The sequence below is a fragment of the Uliginosibacterium paludis genome (assembly GCF_039631355.1).
Classification (GTDB): Bacteria; Pseudomonadota; Gammaproteobacteria; order Burkholderiales; family Rhodocyclaceae; genus Uliginosibacterium; species Uliginosibacterium paludis.
The window spans coordinates 388,154-405,826 of the sequence record NZ_JBDIVF010000002.1 but is presented as its reverse complement, the minus strand read 5'-3'; the positions used below and the strand labels follow the sequence as shown (position 1 = coordinate 405,826).

The window sequence follows — 17,673 nt, the reverse complement described above, 5'->3', positions numbered from 1 at the left end:
CAGGTTTCAGCCCAGTCCGGCCAGGCGGTTGAGGTCATGGCGGCGCGCCAGCCAGGTGATGAACATCGGGATCAGGATGCCGGCCGCCATCTGCAGCGGCATCACCAGTGCGGCGTTGTCGACATGGAAAAGCTTCACCAGCACGATGCGCAGGCCGGCCACCACCATCACATGCAGCACGTAAATGCCCATGGAATAAAGGCCGAGGGTGCGCAGCCAGCCGGAGGATTCACCATACCGGCGGCTCAGCAGCAGCAGGGCGATCATGCCGCCGAGCGTGGCGGGCAAGGCGATGAGGGAACTGCCGGAGGCGGCCCCGCTGAGCCGGGCGTATTCCGACGCGACCGCACAGAGCACGACAAGGATCAGCGACAGCGGCAGCGTGAGCGACTTCAGGCGCTCGTCACCGGGGAAGATGCAGCGTGCCGCGCAGGCAGCGCCCCAGTAATAGGCCCAGGTGACCTGCATCGTCCAGGCCAGGACGCCGTCAGGCATCCAGAGGTGGCCGGCCAGTGACACCAGCACGGCGATCACCAGCCCGGCCGAGGCCGGCAGGCGGCACAGCAGCAGCGCGGAGAGGTGCAGCAGGCACAGCGAATACAGGAACCAGAACTGCGCGGCCGGCGCCCACAGGAAGGCGATCACGCGGTCGGCATCGAAGGGATACTGGTGGTTGGTATAGGACGCCGCCAGGTGATTCAGGCCGCTCTGCAGGAAGCTCCACAGGAAGTACGGCCAGACGATGCCGATCAGCAGCGCCCGCAGGAAGTTGGGCCGGCTGCGCTCGATGCGGCTCCTGACAAGGCTGCCGGCGAGCCAGAAGAACACCGGCATGTGGAAGGTGTAGATCATGAAGAACAGGCGGTCGAAAAAGCCGCCTGCGGGCAGCAGCCCGCCATCGCGCAGGCCACCGATCACATGGCCCAGTACGACGAGGATGATGCCGGCTCCGCGTGCTGCGTCGAGCCAGCCCAGGCGTGCCTTGCCTGACTGTGCTTCAACGGAAGCCATGCTGGTGTTTTCTCAGGAAGTTGCGTGGATAGAAGAAGAGCTGCCCGAGGCTGTGCCGGTTGAGCAGCGCCCGGTCCAGGACGACCGGAATCAGCAGGCCGCCGGTGAAGCCCAGCCAGGGGCCGATGCCGCCCCCGATCCGGCTCAGGCTGTGCTGAATCATCGGGTGCAGCACCATGACCGCCAGGCTGCTGCGACCGATCCAGGCGGCAAAGCGCAGTTGCTGGCCGGAGCGGCGCAGCAGCAGGATCCAGAAGGTGCAGCCGGCGAGCGCGGCCAGGGTGGTCCAGGCCGGATCCGGGCCGATCTGGGCGTGGGAGAGATCGAGCGTCCAGGGCAGCATGCCGGCACCGGAGCGCAGGAAGCAGCCGATCCAGAGCAGGCCGAGGCAAGCGATTGCGACGCCGGCCACGGCCGGCCGGGCCTCAGGCAGCCGGACCAGCGCGCGTCCGAGCAGGATGAAGCCGGTAATGAAGGGGACGATATTCGCCGTCCAGGGCCACAGACGCTGCGTTCCGGCGCCGGCCCAGGCCAGTTGTTTGGTCATGGGGCTGCGGTCGATGTCATGCAGGCCAGCGCTGCCCAGCGTGACCAGCAGCAGCGCGAGGCCGAAGAGCACGAAGCCGCGGCGACGCTCGTCGCCGATCCGTGTCTCACAGGCACTCACGATCGGCCAGGCCAGGAGGCAACCCAGGGCGAGTACGGGCAGAAACCACAGCGTATCGATCCGGATCGTGCTGGAGACGCCATAGGCAATACCGGCCAGGATGTTGGGCAGGACCGGTTGCGGAGTCGGGATGAAATTGCCGTCATGCATCAGCGCGAGCGGCAGGAAAACGAGCGACAGCATGGCGTAGATCCACAGCAGCGAGAGCGTCCGCTGCGCCCATTGCGCCGGTCGCAGCGCGCACAGCGTGAGGCCGCTCAGGGCAAAGAACATCGGCATGTGGAAGGAATAGATCAGCCCGCGCAGCGCGCCGTAGCCGACCAGCTCCGGATTGTGGCCGAAGACGACGAGCGCCACGCCGAAGCCCTTGAGGGCGTCGATCCAGATCTCGCGTGCAGCAAGCGGCGCGGCGGATGGGGTCGTCAAGCCGCACCTCCACGGTGGTTTGGCAGCGGATGATGTTCGCTGAGCCCCATGCGGCCGCCTTCGCCGTCATGCATCGCGGCACGCAGCAGGCGCAGCCGGCCAAGCCGGCCCCAGGCGAGCGCGCAGCCCGCCAGCAGGCTCCAGAACATGGCCCGGTTGAGGCGGTTCATGAGCCCGTAATGGCCCTGCTGCTGCTCGAGATTGCAGCGGTTGCGGAACTCGTAATAGGTCCGGAAATCGCTGCTGCCGCAGAGCAGGGAGACAAATACGTTCGGATAGATCGCCGCCGAATGACCGGAATTGTCCACGTCCTCGATCCGTGCCCGGCTATCGAGCACGATCCGGCCGCCGGCCGCCACCAGTCGCATGCTCCACTCGATATCGTCGTTGTAGAGCACATAGTCGGCGCGGGGCAGACCGATGCGTTCGGGCACCTGGCGGTGAAACAGCAGCCCGCCCCAGGGCGCCCAGCGCAGCTCCGCCGGCATGGCCGGCACCGCCGCCGCGCGACGCCGGGCAGGATGGAGATGGTTCAGGATCTTGGCCGGCAGATCGAGGATGCGGAAGCCGAGATAGGCGTCGGCATGGCCCGAGAAATCGCTGCTGCTGAGCGACTCGGCGACAAAGTGCTCGTCACGCAGCGCCAGTACGGCCAGTGCGTCCGCGGCCGTGGTCCGCAGGCCTTCCGCATGCGTGGCCAGCATTCTCGACAGGGCGCCCGGCGTGAAGACATTGTCATCATCCAGCAGACACAGGAGGGCGTGCGGATGCCGCATCGCTTCGCGCATGCCGGCATGAAAACCGCCGGCCGAGCCCAGATTGCGCTCAAGGCGGATGAGGCTCACGCGCTCATCGAAGCGCCGTTGCAGCTGGGCTGCGGTGTTGTCGGCCGCGCCGTTGTCGACCACGGTCACATGACCGGCCCCTTCATGCAGCGCTGCTTCGATGGTCTGCTCGAGCAGGCGCCAGCGATCGCCATAGGTGACCGTCACCACGTGAACGCTGGCGGGCGGAAAGGGGGACGCGGAGCTCATGGCAGCGCCTCGAGCAGCGCATGTGCGGCCAGCGACCAGCGCCAGCGTTCGCTGCGCAGCTTGCCGGCTTCCCGCGCGGCCTGCTGCCAGGCCGTGTCGGCCAGACTCGTTTCGAGCAGGGCAGCCAGCTCGCGATCATTGCCCGGCTCGAAGTAGCGGGCGGCTTCACCGCAGACTTCGGGAATCGAGGCGGCCCGCGCCGCGATCACCGGGCAGCCCAGTACCATGGCCTCGGTCAGTGGCAGACCGAAGCCCTCGTAATAGGAGGGGAAGACGAAACAGGCCGCGTGCTCGTAGAGCGCGCGCAGCTCGCCATCGCTGACATAGCCGGCATGACGGACCGACTCGGGCAGGCGGGCACCGGCAAAGATGCGCGGATCGGTGCCCCCGGCAATCACCACGTCGAACCCGGCCTGGTCACCCAGCTGCTCGGCGGCGCGGACCAGCGTGGCGAAATCCTTGTGCGGCACCATGCTGCTGACGGCCAGCACGAAGGGTCGGGCATGCAGCCCGAGGCGGTCCAGGATGGCGGTGTCGGGCGTTACCCGCAACATGTGTTCGCCGGACTCGGGCAACACCCGGATCTTGTTGCCGGGAATGCCATAGGCCGCCGCGATTTCCCGGCGCGAAAATTCCGACACGGTCAGCACGCGGCGCGAGAGCCGGCCCAGCCAGGGCATCAGCAGTCGGTACCAGAGGCGGAAGCGGAAGCCGTAGGACTCGGGGACGCGGGCCGGCGCGGCGTCATGGATGGTCACGATCTGGGCGCGCTTGAAGAGCGGCGCGGCATTGCACAGGCTCAGCAGCGGGCGCCCGCGGGCCGCCTGCGGCAAGTCGATCTGTTCCCACGCAAAGCCCTGGCGCTGGCCGACCTGCTCGCTCGGGATATGGCGGAATTCGGTGAGCACGCCGCTCGGCACCAGCAGCCTGAAGCGCGGCGGGTTGGTGCCGGCGGGCGCCAGCCCGATCAGCTCGTCGAGTGCGCGCAGCAGTTCATGCGCGAAGCGATCCACGCCGGTGGGGCGTCGGCCGAGGAAGCGGCCATTGATGAGGATTTCGCCGGACGCGCTCATGAGCTCACTCCAGGACGCAGCAGATCATCGAGCGCCAGGCTCGCGGCACTGGCGGGCGTGTCACGCAGACAGCTCATGCGGCTGCAGCCGCCGGGCAGGAAGCAGGGCGAGCAGGGCATCGGCGTGGTCACGATCCGTGCCCGGCTGCTGGCGGGCCGCCAGCTGCCATCCATGATGCCGGGCTGGATGCCGACCAGGGGCACGCCAAACGCGGCTGCAAGGTGAATGGCCATCGAGTCGAGCCCCACAAACAGGCGGGCACCGGCGATGCAGGCTGCGAGCTCGGCGAAGGCGAGGCGTCCGGCCAGATTGACGGCGCCCGGGGCGGCGGCTGCAATGCGTCCGGCCAGGGCTTCTTCCTCCCGGCCGAAGCCCAGCAGCACGATCGGCAGGCCGTGGCGTTCCGCGTCACGGGCCAGCGCGATCCAGGCCGATTCATGCCATTGCTTGAAAGCGCCCCCCGCGCCGACATGGAAGCACAGATAGCTGGCGGTGACGCCGGCTGCGGCGAGCTGGTCGCGGCAACGTGCGACAGCTTCCGGCACCAGCGGAAAAGAAGGTGCGAGGGCGTCGAGATGCGCCTGGCAGGCCGGGATGCTTGCCAGCAGGCGACGATGCCATTCGAGTACATGCAGGCCCGGCAGCTGCCAGTCCCGGGCATGGGTCAGAAGCCCGCCGAAGCCACCGCTCGCCCAGCCCAGGCGGACCGGGATGCGCGCCGCACGCAGCAGCGGGACGCTGTTCGGGAAGTAGGCGTAGAGATCGATGGCGAGATCGTAATCACGCGACCGCAGCTGGTGCAGCAGGCCACGACGCTGCCGCAGGTAGTTCAGCATCCTGCGCCACAGCGGCTGGCCCGAACGGTCGAGCTTCCAGTGCGTGAGCACATGCAGCTGGTCCAGATCGGGGTGGCCGGCCAGCAGGTGGGCGGCGGCGGGGTGGACGAGGAAATCGATCTTTGCCTCCGGCCAGGTGGCGCGGAGTACCGGAATGGCCGCGCTGGCGTAGATGAGATCGCCGATGTGGGCCTGCATGCAGAGCAGCACGCGGCGAGGCGCGGCAACACTGACCGGCCCCGTTTCAAGCCGGCGTGACAGCCCGGTGAGCGCGTCAAAGACCCGCATGAAGACATGCTGCGCCCGGTTGAAGAACAGGTAACGCCCCCGCGACAGGCCGCTGCGCAGCGGCCGGCCATCCGGCGTCAGGCGGGGCGGAGGCTGCATGGCGTGCGGGGAGGGTGTGGCGTTCATGCGGCGACTCCTGCCAGGCGGGTGTTCGCGGCCGGCTCGCGCACCGGTCGGTAGAGCATGGCCGGCGTGCACGCGATCGCGCAGAACACGTAGAACAGCACACCGAGGTCGAACACCGAGGCGACCAGCACCGCCACGATGAGGGCGGCGCCTACGCCATGGCGTGCGGCCTTCGTGATGGCACGGTGCTGCGGGTCGATGCCGGCGGGCAAGCGGCCGAGCAGGACCTGCCAGATGAAGGCCAGGAAGAGCAGGGTGCCGGGCAGACCGAGGTTGGAGACCAGTACCATCGGCAGGCTCGAGGCGCGCGCACTGCCGAGCCCGACGCCCAGCCCCCAGGTGTCGAGGAAGGCGTTCCATGACACCAGGTTCCATTCGCCGCGCTCCATGGCCGAGGAGCTCTCTCCCTTGTAGAGCAGCGTGCTCTCGATAATTGTCCAGGCCTGCTCGCGCAACGAGGGCAGTGCCAGCAGCAGGATCGTGATGGCGAGCGCGCCCCAGGCGCCCAGGGCCATGTAGTGGCCGACATGGGTCTTGCCGCCCTGGCGCAGACCGCTTGCCAGCGAAACTGCCACTGCGCAGGCGGCATAGAGCGCAATGCCGCCATAGCCGGCGCTGGAGGTCGAGAGCAGCAGGACGACCAGACTGGCCAGTGCCAGGGGGCCGGTCGTGCGGCGCCACAGGCCTTCGCGATAGAGCACATAGCAGAAGGCCAGCACCGGCAGTGTGAAGCCGGCAAATGCGGAGGCTTCGGGGAAGGTGCCGTTGATGCGCTTGATGCCGGCGAAGGCGGCCTCCGGCATGAAGGCGAAACTCGCCGTCTGCAGCGGTTCGAGCAGATTGCCCAGGCCGCTGTAGAAGCCGAAGAGGTCGATGCAGGCAGCCAGCACATTGAGCCCGGCTACCCAGATCACTGCCCGCGCGGCGAGCCTCAATCCGTCTTCAAGCTGAAGGAAGATCAGCGCGACGGAGAACACCGCCAGTTCGCCGACGACATACAACGGCTGGGTGATGTTGCCCGAGCCGGGGGACAGCAGATCGATCGGCACACCGTCACCGGCTCCGAAGGCGGCGCGATTCATCGAGACCACGCTCACATCGCCGCTGAAAAGGCGCGGCAGCACCGAGGCCGAGAGGATGCCCCAGAGCGTCAGCAGCAGGAGCCAGAAACCCGCCTTGCCCGGCGCCATGCTTTCGAACAGGTTGTTGAGATGGCCGAATTTCAGGATGCAGACCGACAGGATCGCGAGGCACAGCAGCGCCGGCGCCACGGTGGTGCCGCCCAGTGCAGGCAGGCTGATCGCGGCGCTGCCGCCGAACACGGTCGCCACGATCTGCAGGCCGAGCAGGCGCTCCGGCCGTGACCACAGGAACACCATGGCCACCGCCAGAAACACCATGCCGATCCACTCGAGCGCCATGTCGTGTCGTCCTAGAGCGAGAGGATGCGTGTCGGGTGAAGCTTGCCCAGACCTGCATCAAAGAGCGCCTGGAGATTGCCGCGCAGGCGTCCGGAATAGTCCTTGCGCCGGTTCAGGCGCAGCGTGTTGAACAGGTTCGAGGCGATGTTGCGGCAGGCCAGGCGCGTGCCGAAACCGGCCCGCATGCTGCCCTTGCGGATCAGGTAGGCCGGGTTGGCAATCTGCGAGTAGCCAAACCGGACGCCGCTCGTGCGCGCACCCTGCACGCCCATATGCACGCCCCGGCAGGCCGGATCGCAGACGAGGCGGCCCAGTTTGCGCGCGCGGCCAGCGTAGTCGATGTCTTCCTGCCAGCCGTAGAGCGGCAGATCCTCGTCGAAGCGCTGAGCAAGGGCCACCGTGTCGCGGTAGGCCATGTTGCAGCCGTACAGTCCGTCGGCGAGTTCGGTCAGCGTGCGATGGGCCCAGTGGGCTTCAGGCGGGCGCCGGCCGATCAGGTAGTCTCGGGCCGTCCCTTCATCAAAACCGGTGGTGCGGATGCCATCGGCCAGAACGTTGCCGCATATGCCCGCGACATCCGGCGAGGTGCTGAAGCGCTGGCTGCAGTGCTCGAGCCAGTCGGCAGCGGGCCGGAAGTCGTCGTCGAAGAAGACCACGAACCAGGGATCGGCGGTGAGCGTCGGCGCCAGCCGTGCGAGCGCGTCGAGCCCTGCATTGCGCTGGATGGTGAGGCCTGCGCGCGGCGCGATCAGCGTGCTGGCCTTGCCGGCCAGTGTCAGCGGATGGCGGTCGAGCCCCGCAATGTCGGCCGGCTCGCTGCCGGCGATGAGGATGTGCAGCGGCGCCAGGGTCTGGCTGGCGAGACTGTCGAGCAGGTGGAAGGTCTCGACGGCTCGTCCCTTGGTTGCAACGATCACGAAGCCTTGCATGGCCTGTCCGTTCATGATTTTCTCCGGGAAAAATCCGCAACAAGCCGCCCGAGGATGCCCATGCGCCAGAGGGCATGGATCAGCAGGCTGGCCACGACGGCTTCGCCGACCACGCGTGCCACCGCCATGCCCATCGCGCCCCAGGCCAGCGAGGCCGGAATGGCAATGAGCAGGTTCAGCACGGCGCCGCCGATCGTGATGCGGGTAAGGATCTTTTCCTGGTGAAGCGGGACCAGGATGTAGTTGCCGATGATCAGCGTCAGCGCGGCGAGCGGGAACACGCAGGCCAGCATCCTGAGGATCGGTACGCTGCCCGCGAAGCCCTGGCCGAAAATCAGCGGAACGATCCAGGGCCCCAGCGCCAGACTGAAACACAGCCCGGCCACGCCGGTGCCGAAGAGCACCACCAGGGCCTTGCGGATTTCGCCATAGGCGGCGCGCTCGTCACGCGCGAACAGCGCGGTAATCCGGGGAATGAAGATCTGCCCTGCCGGGCCCATGACGCTCAGGCCGACACTGACGAGCCGCTCGGCAGCACCGAAGTGGCCGACTTCGCTGCTCGATGCGAGCAGGCTCAGCAGGAAGGTGGAAGATGCGACCAGGATGGCCGAGCTGCAGTTGTAGATGAACAGGGTGCTGGTCTCCGACACCAGCTTCAGGCCGCGCTCGCGTACGAAGCGCAGCGGGAGGATTTCCCGCTTGACCCACCAGTGCGCCAGCAGGAGCGAGAGGAAGGCCGAGACGAGCAGGCAGGCCAGCACGATGATGGCGTCATCCTTGTGGCGGACCAGCAGCAGGATGGGCACCAGGCTCAGGATGAAGCCCAGCACTTCGAGCTTGACCGTTGCGCGCGGCCGCTGGCTGGCGGTGAAATACCAGCCGAGGTTATAGGCCGACACGATGCCCAGCAGCACGGCACAGACGCCGATCAGGGGCTGGCGCGCCAGCACGGGCGAGGCAAAGCTGGCGACGATGCCGGCAACCAGGGCCAGGCCGGCCAGCAGCGTGCGGGCCGAGAAATGGCGCCAGAAGATGTCGCCATAGGTGCTGCGCGAAGCGGTGGCAATCTCGCGCCCGCCGGCCGGCACGAAGCCCCAGCTTACGAACAGCCAGACCATGTTCATCAGTGACATCGCGGCCAGTACCTGGGCATAGCCGTCTACGCCGAGTACACGCCCGTAGAAGGGCGTGAGTACCAGCAGATAGACATAGCGCAGGGCGTAGGCCGCATAGACGAAGACAAGATCCGCCCGCTCGCGGCCGCTGCGGACCGGCGGCGTGCTGTCCGCCGGCATGGGCATGCCGTCGGCGGTGGTCGGAAAACCGGAAAGACCTGACATGTCCGGCCTCACTGCAGCGTGTCCGGAACGTTCAGGGCGACGTCCGTGGTGGCAGCTTTTCTGCCGGGGGTGGCGTCAGGCTTGACGGGCTCGATGGCCGAAGGGGCCGCGCATGCCGGAGCGACCGCCGGGCGCTGGTAATCCACACGGCCGCTGTCGGAGAGGGCCGGCATGGCGCGCCAGCTGGCCACGATCGGCCCCCGGGTGTCCTGGAACAGGAAGGACAGCTGCCGGGAGTTGGCCGGGCCGCTCGATGGCAGCTGGCAGATGTAGCGCGAAGCACCCAGTTCGGCGTTCAGCTGTTTGTAGGCGGCATAGGCGGCCCGCTTGCGGCCGCCGTTTTCCGTCAGGCCCATGGGACCATCCACCGAATCCTGACTGCTGAACCAGCAGGTGGCTTTTGCACCGGCCGCCGCTGCCAGGATGAAGGCGCGCGGCAGGTAGCCTGCAACCGTTTCCTCGCGAACTGGCCCCAGCGGCGAGTTTTCGCCCACGCCCCAGCCCCATTCGGTGAGCCAGATTTCGGGCCGCTTGCCCAGCTTCTGCTCCCCGAAGGCAAACAGGCGGCGCATCGCGGAGCCGAAGCTGCGGTCTTCGTCGACGACCGTATAGGGGCGCGTCCAGTCGGTGTCATGGGTGACTGCCGTGAGTTCCGGCATGTCGCCTCCGGTATAGGGGTGTACGCCCAGGCCATCAATCTGGCGGGTCAGCCCGCCGGCCAGGAAGTGGTAGTGGATGACCCACATGTCATCGTCGTTGATCACCTTGATGGCGGGGTCTACTTTCTTGATCTGGGCCGTAGCCGTTGCAACCATCGCCAGATAGTGATCGACCCAGGGCGAGGGCGGTGCCGCATTCCAGTTCCCGCCCAGCGTGTGGTAGAGACTGTTGTGCGGCTCGTTCCAGAGCTCGATGATGAAGGTGAGACCCATCGCTTTCAGGCGGCGCGCCATCTCCGCGGCATAGCGGCCATAGGCCTCGGGCGAGATGGAGTTGTGCGGTTTCTGCGGGGTGTCCGGATAGGCGCGCGCGTTTTCGTAGGCAAGCAGCATGACAAGGCCGATCCGGTTCTTGCGGTAATACTCAAGCCGCTGAGCCAGCGCGGGAGGGAAGTCGACGTACTTGCCCGGCGAGGGCTCGATGTCGAACCACGGCACCGTGTCGCGAACCCAGCGTACGCCAAGGTCCTTGAGCATCGGCAGGTCGTCGAGCGGCTGCCCCTGGGCGAACTTCACATTCAGGCACAGGGTGTCACCGAACCTGCCATCGCCGGCCCGGGCGGGCTGGGCCGTCGATAGCGCCAGCGCCAGCAGCGCGATCCAGCCAGGGCGCGTGTCCATGCTGCAGCCTCGCGGCGCTTACTGGCTGCGGTCGACGCGCGCGGTCATCGCCGGCGCGGCCGTGCTGACGGATGCGTCCTGCGCGACCGGGGTCGTGCCCTGGGGATTCGGGGAATGGCTGATGATGACAAAGCCAAGGCAGGCGATGCAGGCGAAAACACAGCGAAGGACGAGGTTCATGAGGGTTCTCCAGGGGAGTTGCAGGATCAAACGGGCCGGCTCGCAGTGCGGCAGGTCTTGTTGGAAACGTGTCGTGAATCAGTAGGCCGAGCTGTCTTTTGCAACCAGTCCGACCGTCCTGAGGATGATCCGGAGGTCCAGTGCGAGGGACCAGTTGCGCAGGTATTGCAGGTCGTAATAGATGCGCTTGGTCATGTGCTCGAGGTCGTCGCCGCCGCGGTAGCCATTGACCTGCGCCCAGCCGGTAATGCCGGGCCGGACCTTGTGGCGGACCATGTAGCCCGAGATCTGGGTCCGGTATTTCTCGTTCACCGCGACCGCGTGGGGTCGGGGCCCGACGATGCTCATGCGGCCCTGCAGCACGTTGATGAACTGCGGCAACTCGTCGAGCGAGGTCTTGCGGATGAAGGCGCCGACCTTCGTGACGCGAGCGTCCCCCTTGCTGACCTGGGTGTAGGCCTTGTCACCGTCTTCGGTAACGGTCATCGAGCGGAACTTGTAGACGATGACTTCCTTGCCATCGAGCCCGTAACGGCGCTGGGCAAAGATGACCGGACCGGGCGAGCTCAGCCTTACCGCCAGCGCGACAGCGGCCAGAAGCGGCGAGATCATCAGAACGATCAGGCCACCGATGATCAGATCCTCGGCCCGCTTGATGATGCCGTTGATGCCGGTGAAGGGGCTTTCGCAGACCGCGACGGCCGGAATGCCGCTCACATGCTCCACCCTTCCCTGGATGAGTTCGGTCACGAACAGGTCGGGCACGAAATAGATCGAGGCCGTCGTATCGCGCAGCTGCTGGAGCAGCGACAGGATCCGCGGTTGCGAGGCCATGGGCAGCGCGATGTAGATCTGGTTCACCGCGTTGTCCTTCACATAGCCGGAAAGATCCTCAAGATTTCCGAGAACCGTCCGATTACCGATTTGCAGGCCCATTCGCTCGCGCGGCCGGTCATCGAAAAAGCCGAGGAAGCGTGAGCCGACGTAGCGGTCCTGCTCGAAGTGGGAGGCAAGTTCGATGCCGGTATCGTTGGCACCCACGATCACGACCCGGCTGGCGTTGTGGGCGAGCGTGCGCGTGAGCCACTGGCGTGCGATTTCGTGCGCCACCAGCAGCACCCCGAGGGTGGAGACCTGCCAGGTCAGGATCACGGAAGCATTGAAGTACTCGCTGAAATGCGTGACATGGCCGATCAGCATCAGTGTGCCGCAGAGCAGCATCCAGGCGAGCGAAGCCTTGGCGGCCATCCGCCAGTGGTTTTCGGAGATGCGCAGGATGCCGGGGAAGAGCAGAAGGAAGGTCAGCAGCGCCAGCGCGAAATACTGCCTGCCGAAAGTCTCGCCATGCAGGACGGTGCTCACATAGAGCATGGCCACGGCCAGCGTCGGGCCGAGCAGGGTCTCGACGACCCCGACAACAGGGAATCGCGAGCGGAGATTATCGGTTTCTCCGGACCATGAAATTGAAGAAGCAGACGTCTGCATGCTTGAGCCCCTCCCGGCCGAATCAGCATGGAAACAAGCATAGATGACATCAATGTGGCACGGCGCGGGGTGCGCCGGCCGGTCAGATGCTGCGATGCGGCATTCGTGACGAAGCACGTGACATGCCCGGTCTGTCGGCGGGAGGCGGCAGAACTGCGCCGGAACCCTCTTGAATACTAGGGTTGACGCGTATGTCGGATTTCAGTTTGTCCTAAAGGGCAGGTTGAAAAGCCAGGAACTATTTCACGATTTTGCTCAATTCCTTGCCGTATGGGCAGGGCATCCCGGAGTGCCCTTTCGGCCGAATTAAGTCAGCCGGAATGTGAAGTTTGACCGTTTATCAGCTCCGTGTTGCGTCGCAATATTCCGTAATCCGGCTTGTTGCTGGCGGTTTCCAGCGGAATTTCATCGATCGTGACGACTTTGATGGCTTCGGGGGGCGGGGTCAGACCGGCTGCACCGAAATGCGCCATGGCTGCTTCGTGATCGAGCATGGGGTCGGTACTGAACACCGTCAGCGAAGGAGGAGTGGCTTCGTCCGACACGACGGCATGTCTGCCAGCCGGCCGGTTTTCGTCGAGAATCATTTCCAGCACGCCGAGACAGACCTGGCTGTCCCCCAGCCTGAGCTCGAGCCGTGCCCGCCCCCGCAAATATACGAAGCCGTCGGGGTCGATTTCCACGATGTCTCCAGTGTCATGCCAGCCCGCTTCATCCGGGATTGCTGTCGCGGCAGGCGGGGTGTCCATGCCGGCGAGATAGCCATCCATGAGATTGGGGCCCGCGACATGAAGCTGACCGCAGCGGCCGCCATGGATCGGGACCACGCCTGCCAGTGGCATGAGGCGGTGACGCAGGCTGGGCAGGAATTGCCCCACGCTGCCAAGACGGCAGGCCATCGGGGTGTTGATACTGATGACCGGCGCCGTTTCGGCCGTGCCGTAGCCTTCGAAAATGCGGACCCCGAACTTCTCGAACCAGAGCTGGCGCACCGTATCGCTGACAGGCGCGGTCCCGGCAATTACGTAGCGCAGCCCGTGCAGGTCGAAGGGGCGCGCATTCTCGCCGTAATGGGCGAGGAAAGTGTTGCTGCCGAACAGGATGCTGCAGGGGGCCGTATAGGACATTTCCGGAATGACGCGGTAATGCTGTGCGGAGGGGTACAGGAACAGCCTCGCACCGCACAGCAGCGGAATCAGCGCGCCGCAGGTCAGTCCGAAGGGGCTGTTGAGGGGCAGCGCGTTGATGATGACGTCATTGGACGAAAAGTCCAGCACCGACCTCAGCTGCGAAACATTCGACAGGATTGCGCGGTGCGACAGCACAACGCCTTTGCAGCGACTGCCCGAGCCGGCCGTAAACATGACCAGCGCCGGGTCTTCGGGCCGGCCCTGCGGCACGACATGCCGGGCGCGCGCTTTGGCCCACAGCAGCCACCACAGGTGATCGCCGAGGCTCACCGTTTCATGCAGATCTTCGATCAGGATCAGTTCGATGCCGCCCAGTGCCGCAAGCTTTGCGGCAAAACCGGGTTGTGTGGTCAGGCTTCGCGTGGTGATGATCGTACGCAGCCCGGCACCGGCCGCACCGGTGCGCAGCAGCTCGCAGTCCGCTGCCGGGTTGAGCAGCACGGGCGGATGGCGGAAGGCGGAGAGGCCGAAGAGCAGTGCCAGCAATGAGGCGGAGTTCGGCAGCAGCAATCCGGCGCGTTCGTCCTTCGCCAGGCGAGCATCGAGTTTGCGGCCGAAAATCAGCGCGCTGCGCAGCAGATCGTTGTAGGAATAATCAACCCGCTCCACATCACCCAGGAAGCGCCAGTTGCGGCCTTGCAGGCGGGCGGCTTCGAGCAGGGCGGCGTACAGGGTCTGCTCGGAGCGGCCGGCGAACATGAGCCCGGTCATTACGCGGTGCATCGATTCGGCGGCAAGGTGGTGCTGCTCGCTGTGGGAAACCTTCTCGTTCTCGATGCGGGTCGGCTCCTGCACGAAGAGCCGGATGCGCGGGAAAAGCGTGCGCGGGAAGCGCCCCTTCACGAGCGAGAAATGGCTGCGTGCCGCACCTTCGATACGCACCGGCAGGATGGTTGCACCGGCCTTGGCCGCGATGAAGCCCGGGCCGTCATAGGTTTTCATGAGATTGCCGGTCGTGGTGACGCGGCCTTCGGGAAAGATCAGGACCGGGCGTCCGGTTTCGAGCAGCCGGATGACGGCCTTGAGTTCCAGGGGGTTGTTCGGGTCGATCGCGAGATAGTCGACCAGACCGAGCGCGAAGAAGCGGAAAAGGCGGTTATGCGTAGCGCTGGCATACACCACGATGACCGGGCGCTGGGGCAGAAAGAGCCCCAGCAGCAATTCATCGAGGAAAGACTCGTGGTTGGCGACGATCAGCAGACGGTCGGCACGGATGTCGGGATTGCCATGCACGCGCACCCGGAACACAAGGCGGAACATCAGGCGCAGCAGGGCTTTCAGGACGGGTTGCAGCATGGGTACTCCAGCGGAATTTCCGGGTATCCCGGCCGGAGGTGGCCGGGACGGCATGGCGGGCAGGGCGGTGTTGTCAGGCTGTTTCGGCCCATTGCTTCAGCGTCACGTAGTCGGTCTTGCCCGAGCCCAGCACCGGCAATTCCTCGACCACGATGATCTTTCGCGGCACCGCGATTTCCGGTGAGCCGGAGGCCTTGGCCGCGGCCTGGAGCTGATCGCGCGTCAGTGACTTGTCTGTCGTGTAGAGCAGAATGTTTTCGCCGCGGGCCGCATCCGGCTGGCTGGTCGCGGCATGGATGCCCTTGTCGGACGCCTGGTTCGCCAGGCGTTCGACCACCTCCAGCGAGATCATTTCGCCTGCCACCTTGGCGAAGCGCTTGAGGCGGCCAACGATGTAGAGATAGCCGTCAGCATCGATATCCACAATGTCGCCGGTGGCGTACCAGCCCTTGCCAACTTCGGACGAGGGCGGCTCCAGCACACCGGGATTCTCCGCACGCAGGTAACCACTCATGATGTTCGGGCCGGACACATGCAGCGCACCGCCCACTTCCACGCCGGGCACCGGCACCAGTTTCGCTTTCATCCCGGGCAGCAGCTGGCCGACCGAGCCGGTGCGGTAGGCCATCCGCGTGTTGACGGCCAGCACGGGGGCGCACTCTGTTGCACCGTAGCCTTCAAGGATGCGGATCCCGAATTTCTCGAACCAGTTCGCGCGGACGGTCTGGGTCAGTTTTTCCGCACCGGCGATCACATAGCGCAGGCGATAGAAATCATAGGGGTGCGCATGCTTCGCATAGTTCGAGAGGAAGGTGCTGGTGCCAAGCAGGATGGTGCAGTTGCGGTCGTAGACCAGTTCCGGAATCACCCGGTAATGCAGTGGCGAGGTGTAGAGGAAGACGTTGGCGCCCGAGATCACCGGCAGCAGGCCGCCGGCAGTCAGACCGAAGGAGTGAAACAGCGGCAGGGCGTTGAGCAGCTTGTCCTCGCAGGAAAAGTCGATCACCGCCCGCGCCTGCTGGATATTGGCCAGGATGGCCCGGTGCGACAGCACGACCCCCTTCGGCTTGCCTTCCGAGCCCGAGGTGAAGAGGACGGCGGCGGGTTCTTCCGCATCCGAAGCCGGTACCGCCAGACCCGGGAAGCGCAGGGCCCACAGCATGAGCCAGGCCTTGTCCCAGGCCGTCATCTCGCCGCGCAGGTCTTCCAGGTAGATGATTTCGTGCTGCGCGGCCAGGGCCGCAACCTTGTCTTCCAGCTTCGCCTGCTCGATGAAGGCACGCGAACTCACCACGCGCTTGAGACTGGCTGCCTCGCAGGCGGCCAGCATGCCTTCTGCACCCGAGGTGTAGTTCATCATGGCCGGCACGCGGCGGAAAGCCGAGAGACCGAAGATCAGCCCGAGGGTGGGCGCGAGGTTCGGGAGCAGAACGCCAACCCGTTCGCCGGGCGCACACTTGCGCGACACCAGCCGCCCCAATGCGAGCGTCATCTTGAGCAGATCGCCATAGCTGTACTCGATCTGCTTGATGTCCTCGACCAGACGCCAGGAGCGGCCGTGGATCGAGATGGCGGTCAGCATCGCTTCATAGAGCGTTTGCCGCGGCCGGCTGGCGAAGATCATCTCCTGCATCAGTCGCCGCATGGCTTCGCCGGCGCGACGGCGACGCTCGCGTGCCGTCCCCTCGGTCGGCCACTCGATCCGGGTAGCGGGCTGGACACTGATCGTGATGCGCGGGAACAGCTGGCGCGGCTGATGATCCGACAGGCGTGAGAAATAGGTGCGTGATGCCCCGTCTATCCGGACGGGCAGCAGCGTGGCACCCGTCCGCGCTGCCACGAATGCCGGACCGTCATAGGTCTTCATGAGGCTGCCGGTGGTCGTGATCCGGCCTTCCGGAAAGATCACGACGGGGCGACCGCTGTTGATCAGGCGGATGACCGACTTCATTGCCATCGGACTCGTCGGGTCGACAGAGAGATGGTCGACCGCGCGCAGGATCAGTCGGAAGAACGCACTGCGTTCCGTGCCCGTATGGACGACGAAGACTGGCGAATACGGCAGCGTGATGCCCAGCAAGAGGCCGTCTAGGAAAGACTCGTGGTTGGCAATGATCAGAAGCTTGCTCGTGTCCACGCGGACATTGCCGCGCACTTCAATCCTGAAAAGCAGGCGACAGATCACGCGGAGCACGATGAGACCGATGCGTTTCGCAGCGCTCATTTTGATGGATCCTTGGAAACAGACCGGCGCAAATCCGGCGTCCGGCAAAGCCGAGCGGCGACTTTAGCGCAAACGGGAGCGCCCGGGCGTGCTGCGTTGCAATAGTGCCAATCCCGCGAAATACCCATGGCAAGGGCTTTTGAAGTCATTTCAGCAGCCCGGATTGCGCGTATTGCTACGAAATCCGGCCTGATTTCAAGATGGCCAAACGAACATCCAATTTGTTTTTGAGTTTGATCAATCAAAAAATGCCGTGCTGTTGCGCACAATCAACCTGCGGCCAAGAAGATTTCACGACTCGGCTTTTTCGCGACAATATCCTTGCCAGGCATGGCTTTGAGCCCTCGAAACCGGGCGAAAGCTTTGTGTGGTACGGGTTTGCCGCAATGCAGCAGGTTTGACTTGTGTCATGGCGGCTTCTAAGATTGCGCGGTCTTTTTTGCCGCCCGGTCCCCCTGATCACCATGTTCAAGCTCGTCGGATTACAGATCCTGTTCGCGCTTGCCTGCATGATCGGCGCCTGGCTGATCGGCGGCTCACGTTCGGCTGTATCGGCGGGGCTGGGCAGCACAGTGTGCTGGCTGCCCACGCTTGCGTGTGTGCTGTATCTGTTCAACAGCAGGCGCAGACCGAGCGGAACTTCGGCGCTGGATATTTTTGTGGGAGAAGCGATCAAGATCGCCCTGGCTCTTTCCTTGCTCGTGATTATCCGGGCGGAATTTCCGGGCTTGAGCTGGCCGGCTCTGATTGCCGGACTGATCGTGACGCTTCAGGCGAATTTTTTGGCTTTATTGGTGAAAACCTGAC

Annotated in this window: 14 protein-coding genes; 1 reads left to right on the top strand and 13 read right to left on the bottom strand. The window is 65.2% G+C overall.

Annotation, left to right across the window (positions count from 1 at the left end; translation table 11 throughout):
- Window positions 1-6: 6 nt before the first annotated feature.
- The 13 genes from ABDB87_RS06870 to aas form a co-directional block, all read right to left on the bottom strand.
- On the bottom strand, window positions 7-1,011 hold the full coding sequence (locus ABDB87_RS06870; protein ID WP_345925343.1) for an acyltransferase family protein: 1,005 nt from the start codon (window positions 1,009-1,011) through the stop codon (window positions 7-9).
- Entirely contained in the window at window positions 998-2,104 is a 1,107-nt protein-coding gene (locus ABDB87_RS06865) for an acyltransferase family protein (protein ID WP_345925341.1), read from the bottom strand. Before ABDB87_RS06865 ends, ABDB87_RS06870 begins: the two co-directional genes overlap by 14 nt.
- Entirely contained in the window at window positions 2,101-3,138 is a 1,038-nt protein-coding gene (locus ABDB87_RS06860; RefSeq protein ID WP_345925339.1) for a glycosyltransferase, read from the bottom strand. The genes ABDB87_RS06865 and ABDB87_RS06860 overlap by 4 nt, the downstream gene beginning before the upstream one ends.
- Window positions 3,135-4,211 (bottom strand): glycosyltransferase family 4 protein, encoded by a 1,077-nt coding sequence (locus tag ABDB87_RS06855; protein WP_345925338.1) that lies wholly within the window; start codon window positions 4,209-4,211, stop codon window positions 3,135-3,137. Before ABDB87_RS06855 ends, ABDB87_RS06860 begins: the two co-directional genes overlap by 4 nt.
- Window positions 4,208-5,461, bottom strand: coding sequence for a glycosyltransferase family 9 protein (locus ABDB87_RS06850; RefSeq protein ID WP_345925337.1), 1,254 nt, complete (start codon window positions 5,459-5,461; stop codon window positions 4,208-4,210). Before ABDB87_RS06850 ends, ABDB87_RS06855 begins: the two co-directional genes overlap by 4 nt.
- A complete protein-coding gene (locus tag ABDB87_RS06845) occupies window positions 5,458-6,882 on the bottom strand; it encodes a hypothetical protein (protein ID WP_345925336.1) in 1,425 nt (474 codons plus the stop codon). Before ABDB87_RS06845 ends, ABDB87_RS06850 begins: the two co-directional genes overlap by 4 nt.
- An 11-nt stretch (window positions 6,883-6,893) precedes the next feature.
- Window positions 6,894-7,826, bottom strand: coding sequence for a glycosyltransferase family 2 protein (locus ABDB87_RS06840; RefSeq protein ID WP_345925334.1), 933 nt, complete (start codon window positions 7,824-7,826; stop codon window positions 6,894-6,896).
- Window positions 7,823-9,151 carry an oligosaccharide flippase family protein gene (locus ABDB87_RS06835; protein ID WP_345925332.1) on the bottom strand — a complete coding sequence of 443 codons (1,329 nt, stop codon included), beginning with the start codon at window positions 9,149-9,151 and terminating at the stop codon, window positions 7,823-7,825. Before ABDB87_RS06835 ends, ABDB87_RS06840 begins: the two co-directional genes overlap by 4 nt.
- Before the next feature lie 8 nt (window positions 9,152-9,159).
- Window positions 9,160-10,491 carry a hypothetical protein gene (locus tag ABDB87_RS06830; RefSeq protein WP_345925330.1) on the bottom strand — a complete coding sequence of 444 codons (1,332 nt, stop codon included), beginning with the start codon at window positions 10,489-10,491 and terminating at the stop codon, window positions 9,160-9,162.
- An 18-nt stretch (window positions 10,492-10,509) separates the two neighbouring features.
- Entirely contained in the window at window positions 10,510-10,671 is a 162-nt protein-coding gene (locus tag ABDB87_RS06825; protein WP_345925328.1) for a hypothetical protein, read from the bottom strand.
- Between the two features lie 78 nt (window positions 10,672-10,749).
- On the bottom strand, window positions 10,750-12,156 hold the full coding sequence (locus tag ABDB87_RS06820; RefSeq protein WP_345925326.1) for an undecaprenyl-phosphate glucose phosphotransferase: 1,407 nt from the start codon (window positions 12,154-12,156) through the stop codon (window positions 10,750-10,752).
- A gap of 311 nt (window positions 12,157-12,467) precedes the next feature.
- Window positions 12,468-14,642 (bottom strand): AMP-binding protein, encoded by a 2,175-nt coding sequence (locus tag ABDB87_RS06815; protein ID WP_345925324.1) that lies wholly within the window; start codon window positions 14,640-14,642, stop codon window positions 12,468-12,470.
- A gap of 73 nt (window positions 14,643-14,715) precedes the next feature.
- On the bottom strand, window positions 14,716-16,866 hold the full coding sequence (gene aas, locus ABDB87_RS06810; RefSeq protein WP_345925322.1) for a bifunctional acyl-ACP--phospholipid O-acyltransferase/long-chain-fatty-acid--ACP ligase: 2,151 nt from the start codon (window positions 16,864-16,866) through the stop codon (window positions 14,716-14,718).
- Between the two features lie 464 nt (window positions 16,867-17,330).
- Here aas and ABDB87_RS06805 point away from each other — a divergent pair, with 464 nt between their 5' ends.
- Entirely contained in the window at window positions 17,331-17,672 is a 342-nt protein-coding gene (locus ABDB87_RS06805) for an ATP synthase subunit I (RefSeq protein ID WP_345925320.1), read from the top strand.
- Window position 17,673 lies beyond the last annotated feature (1 nt).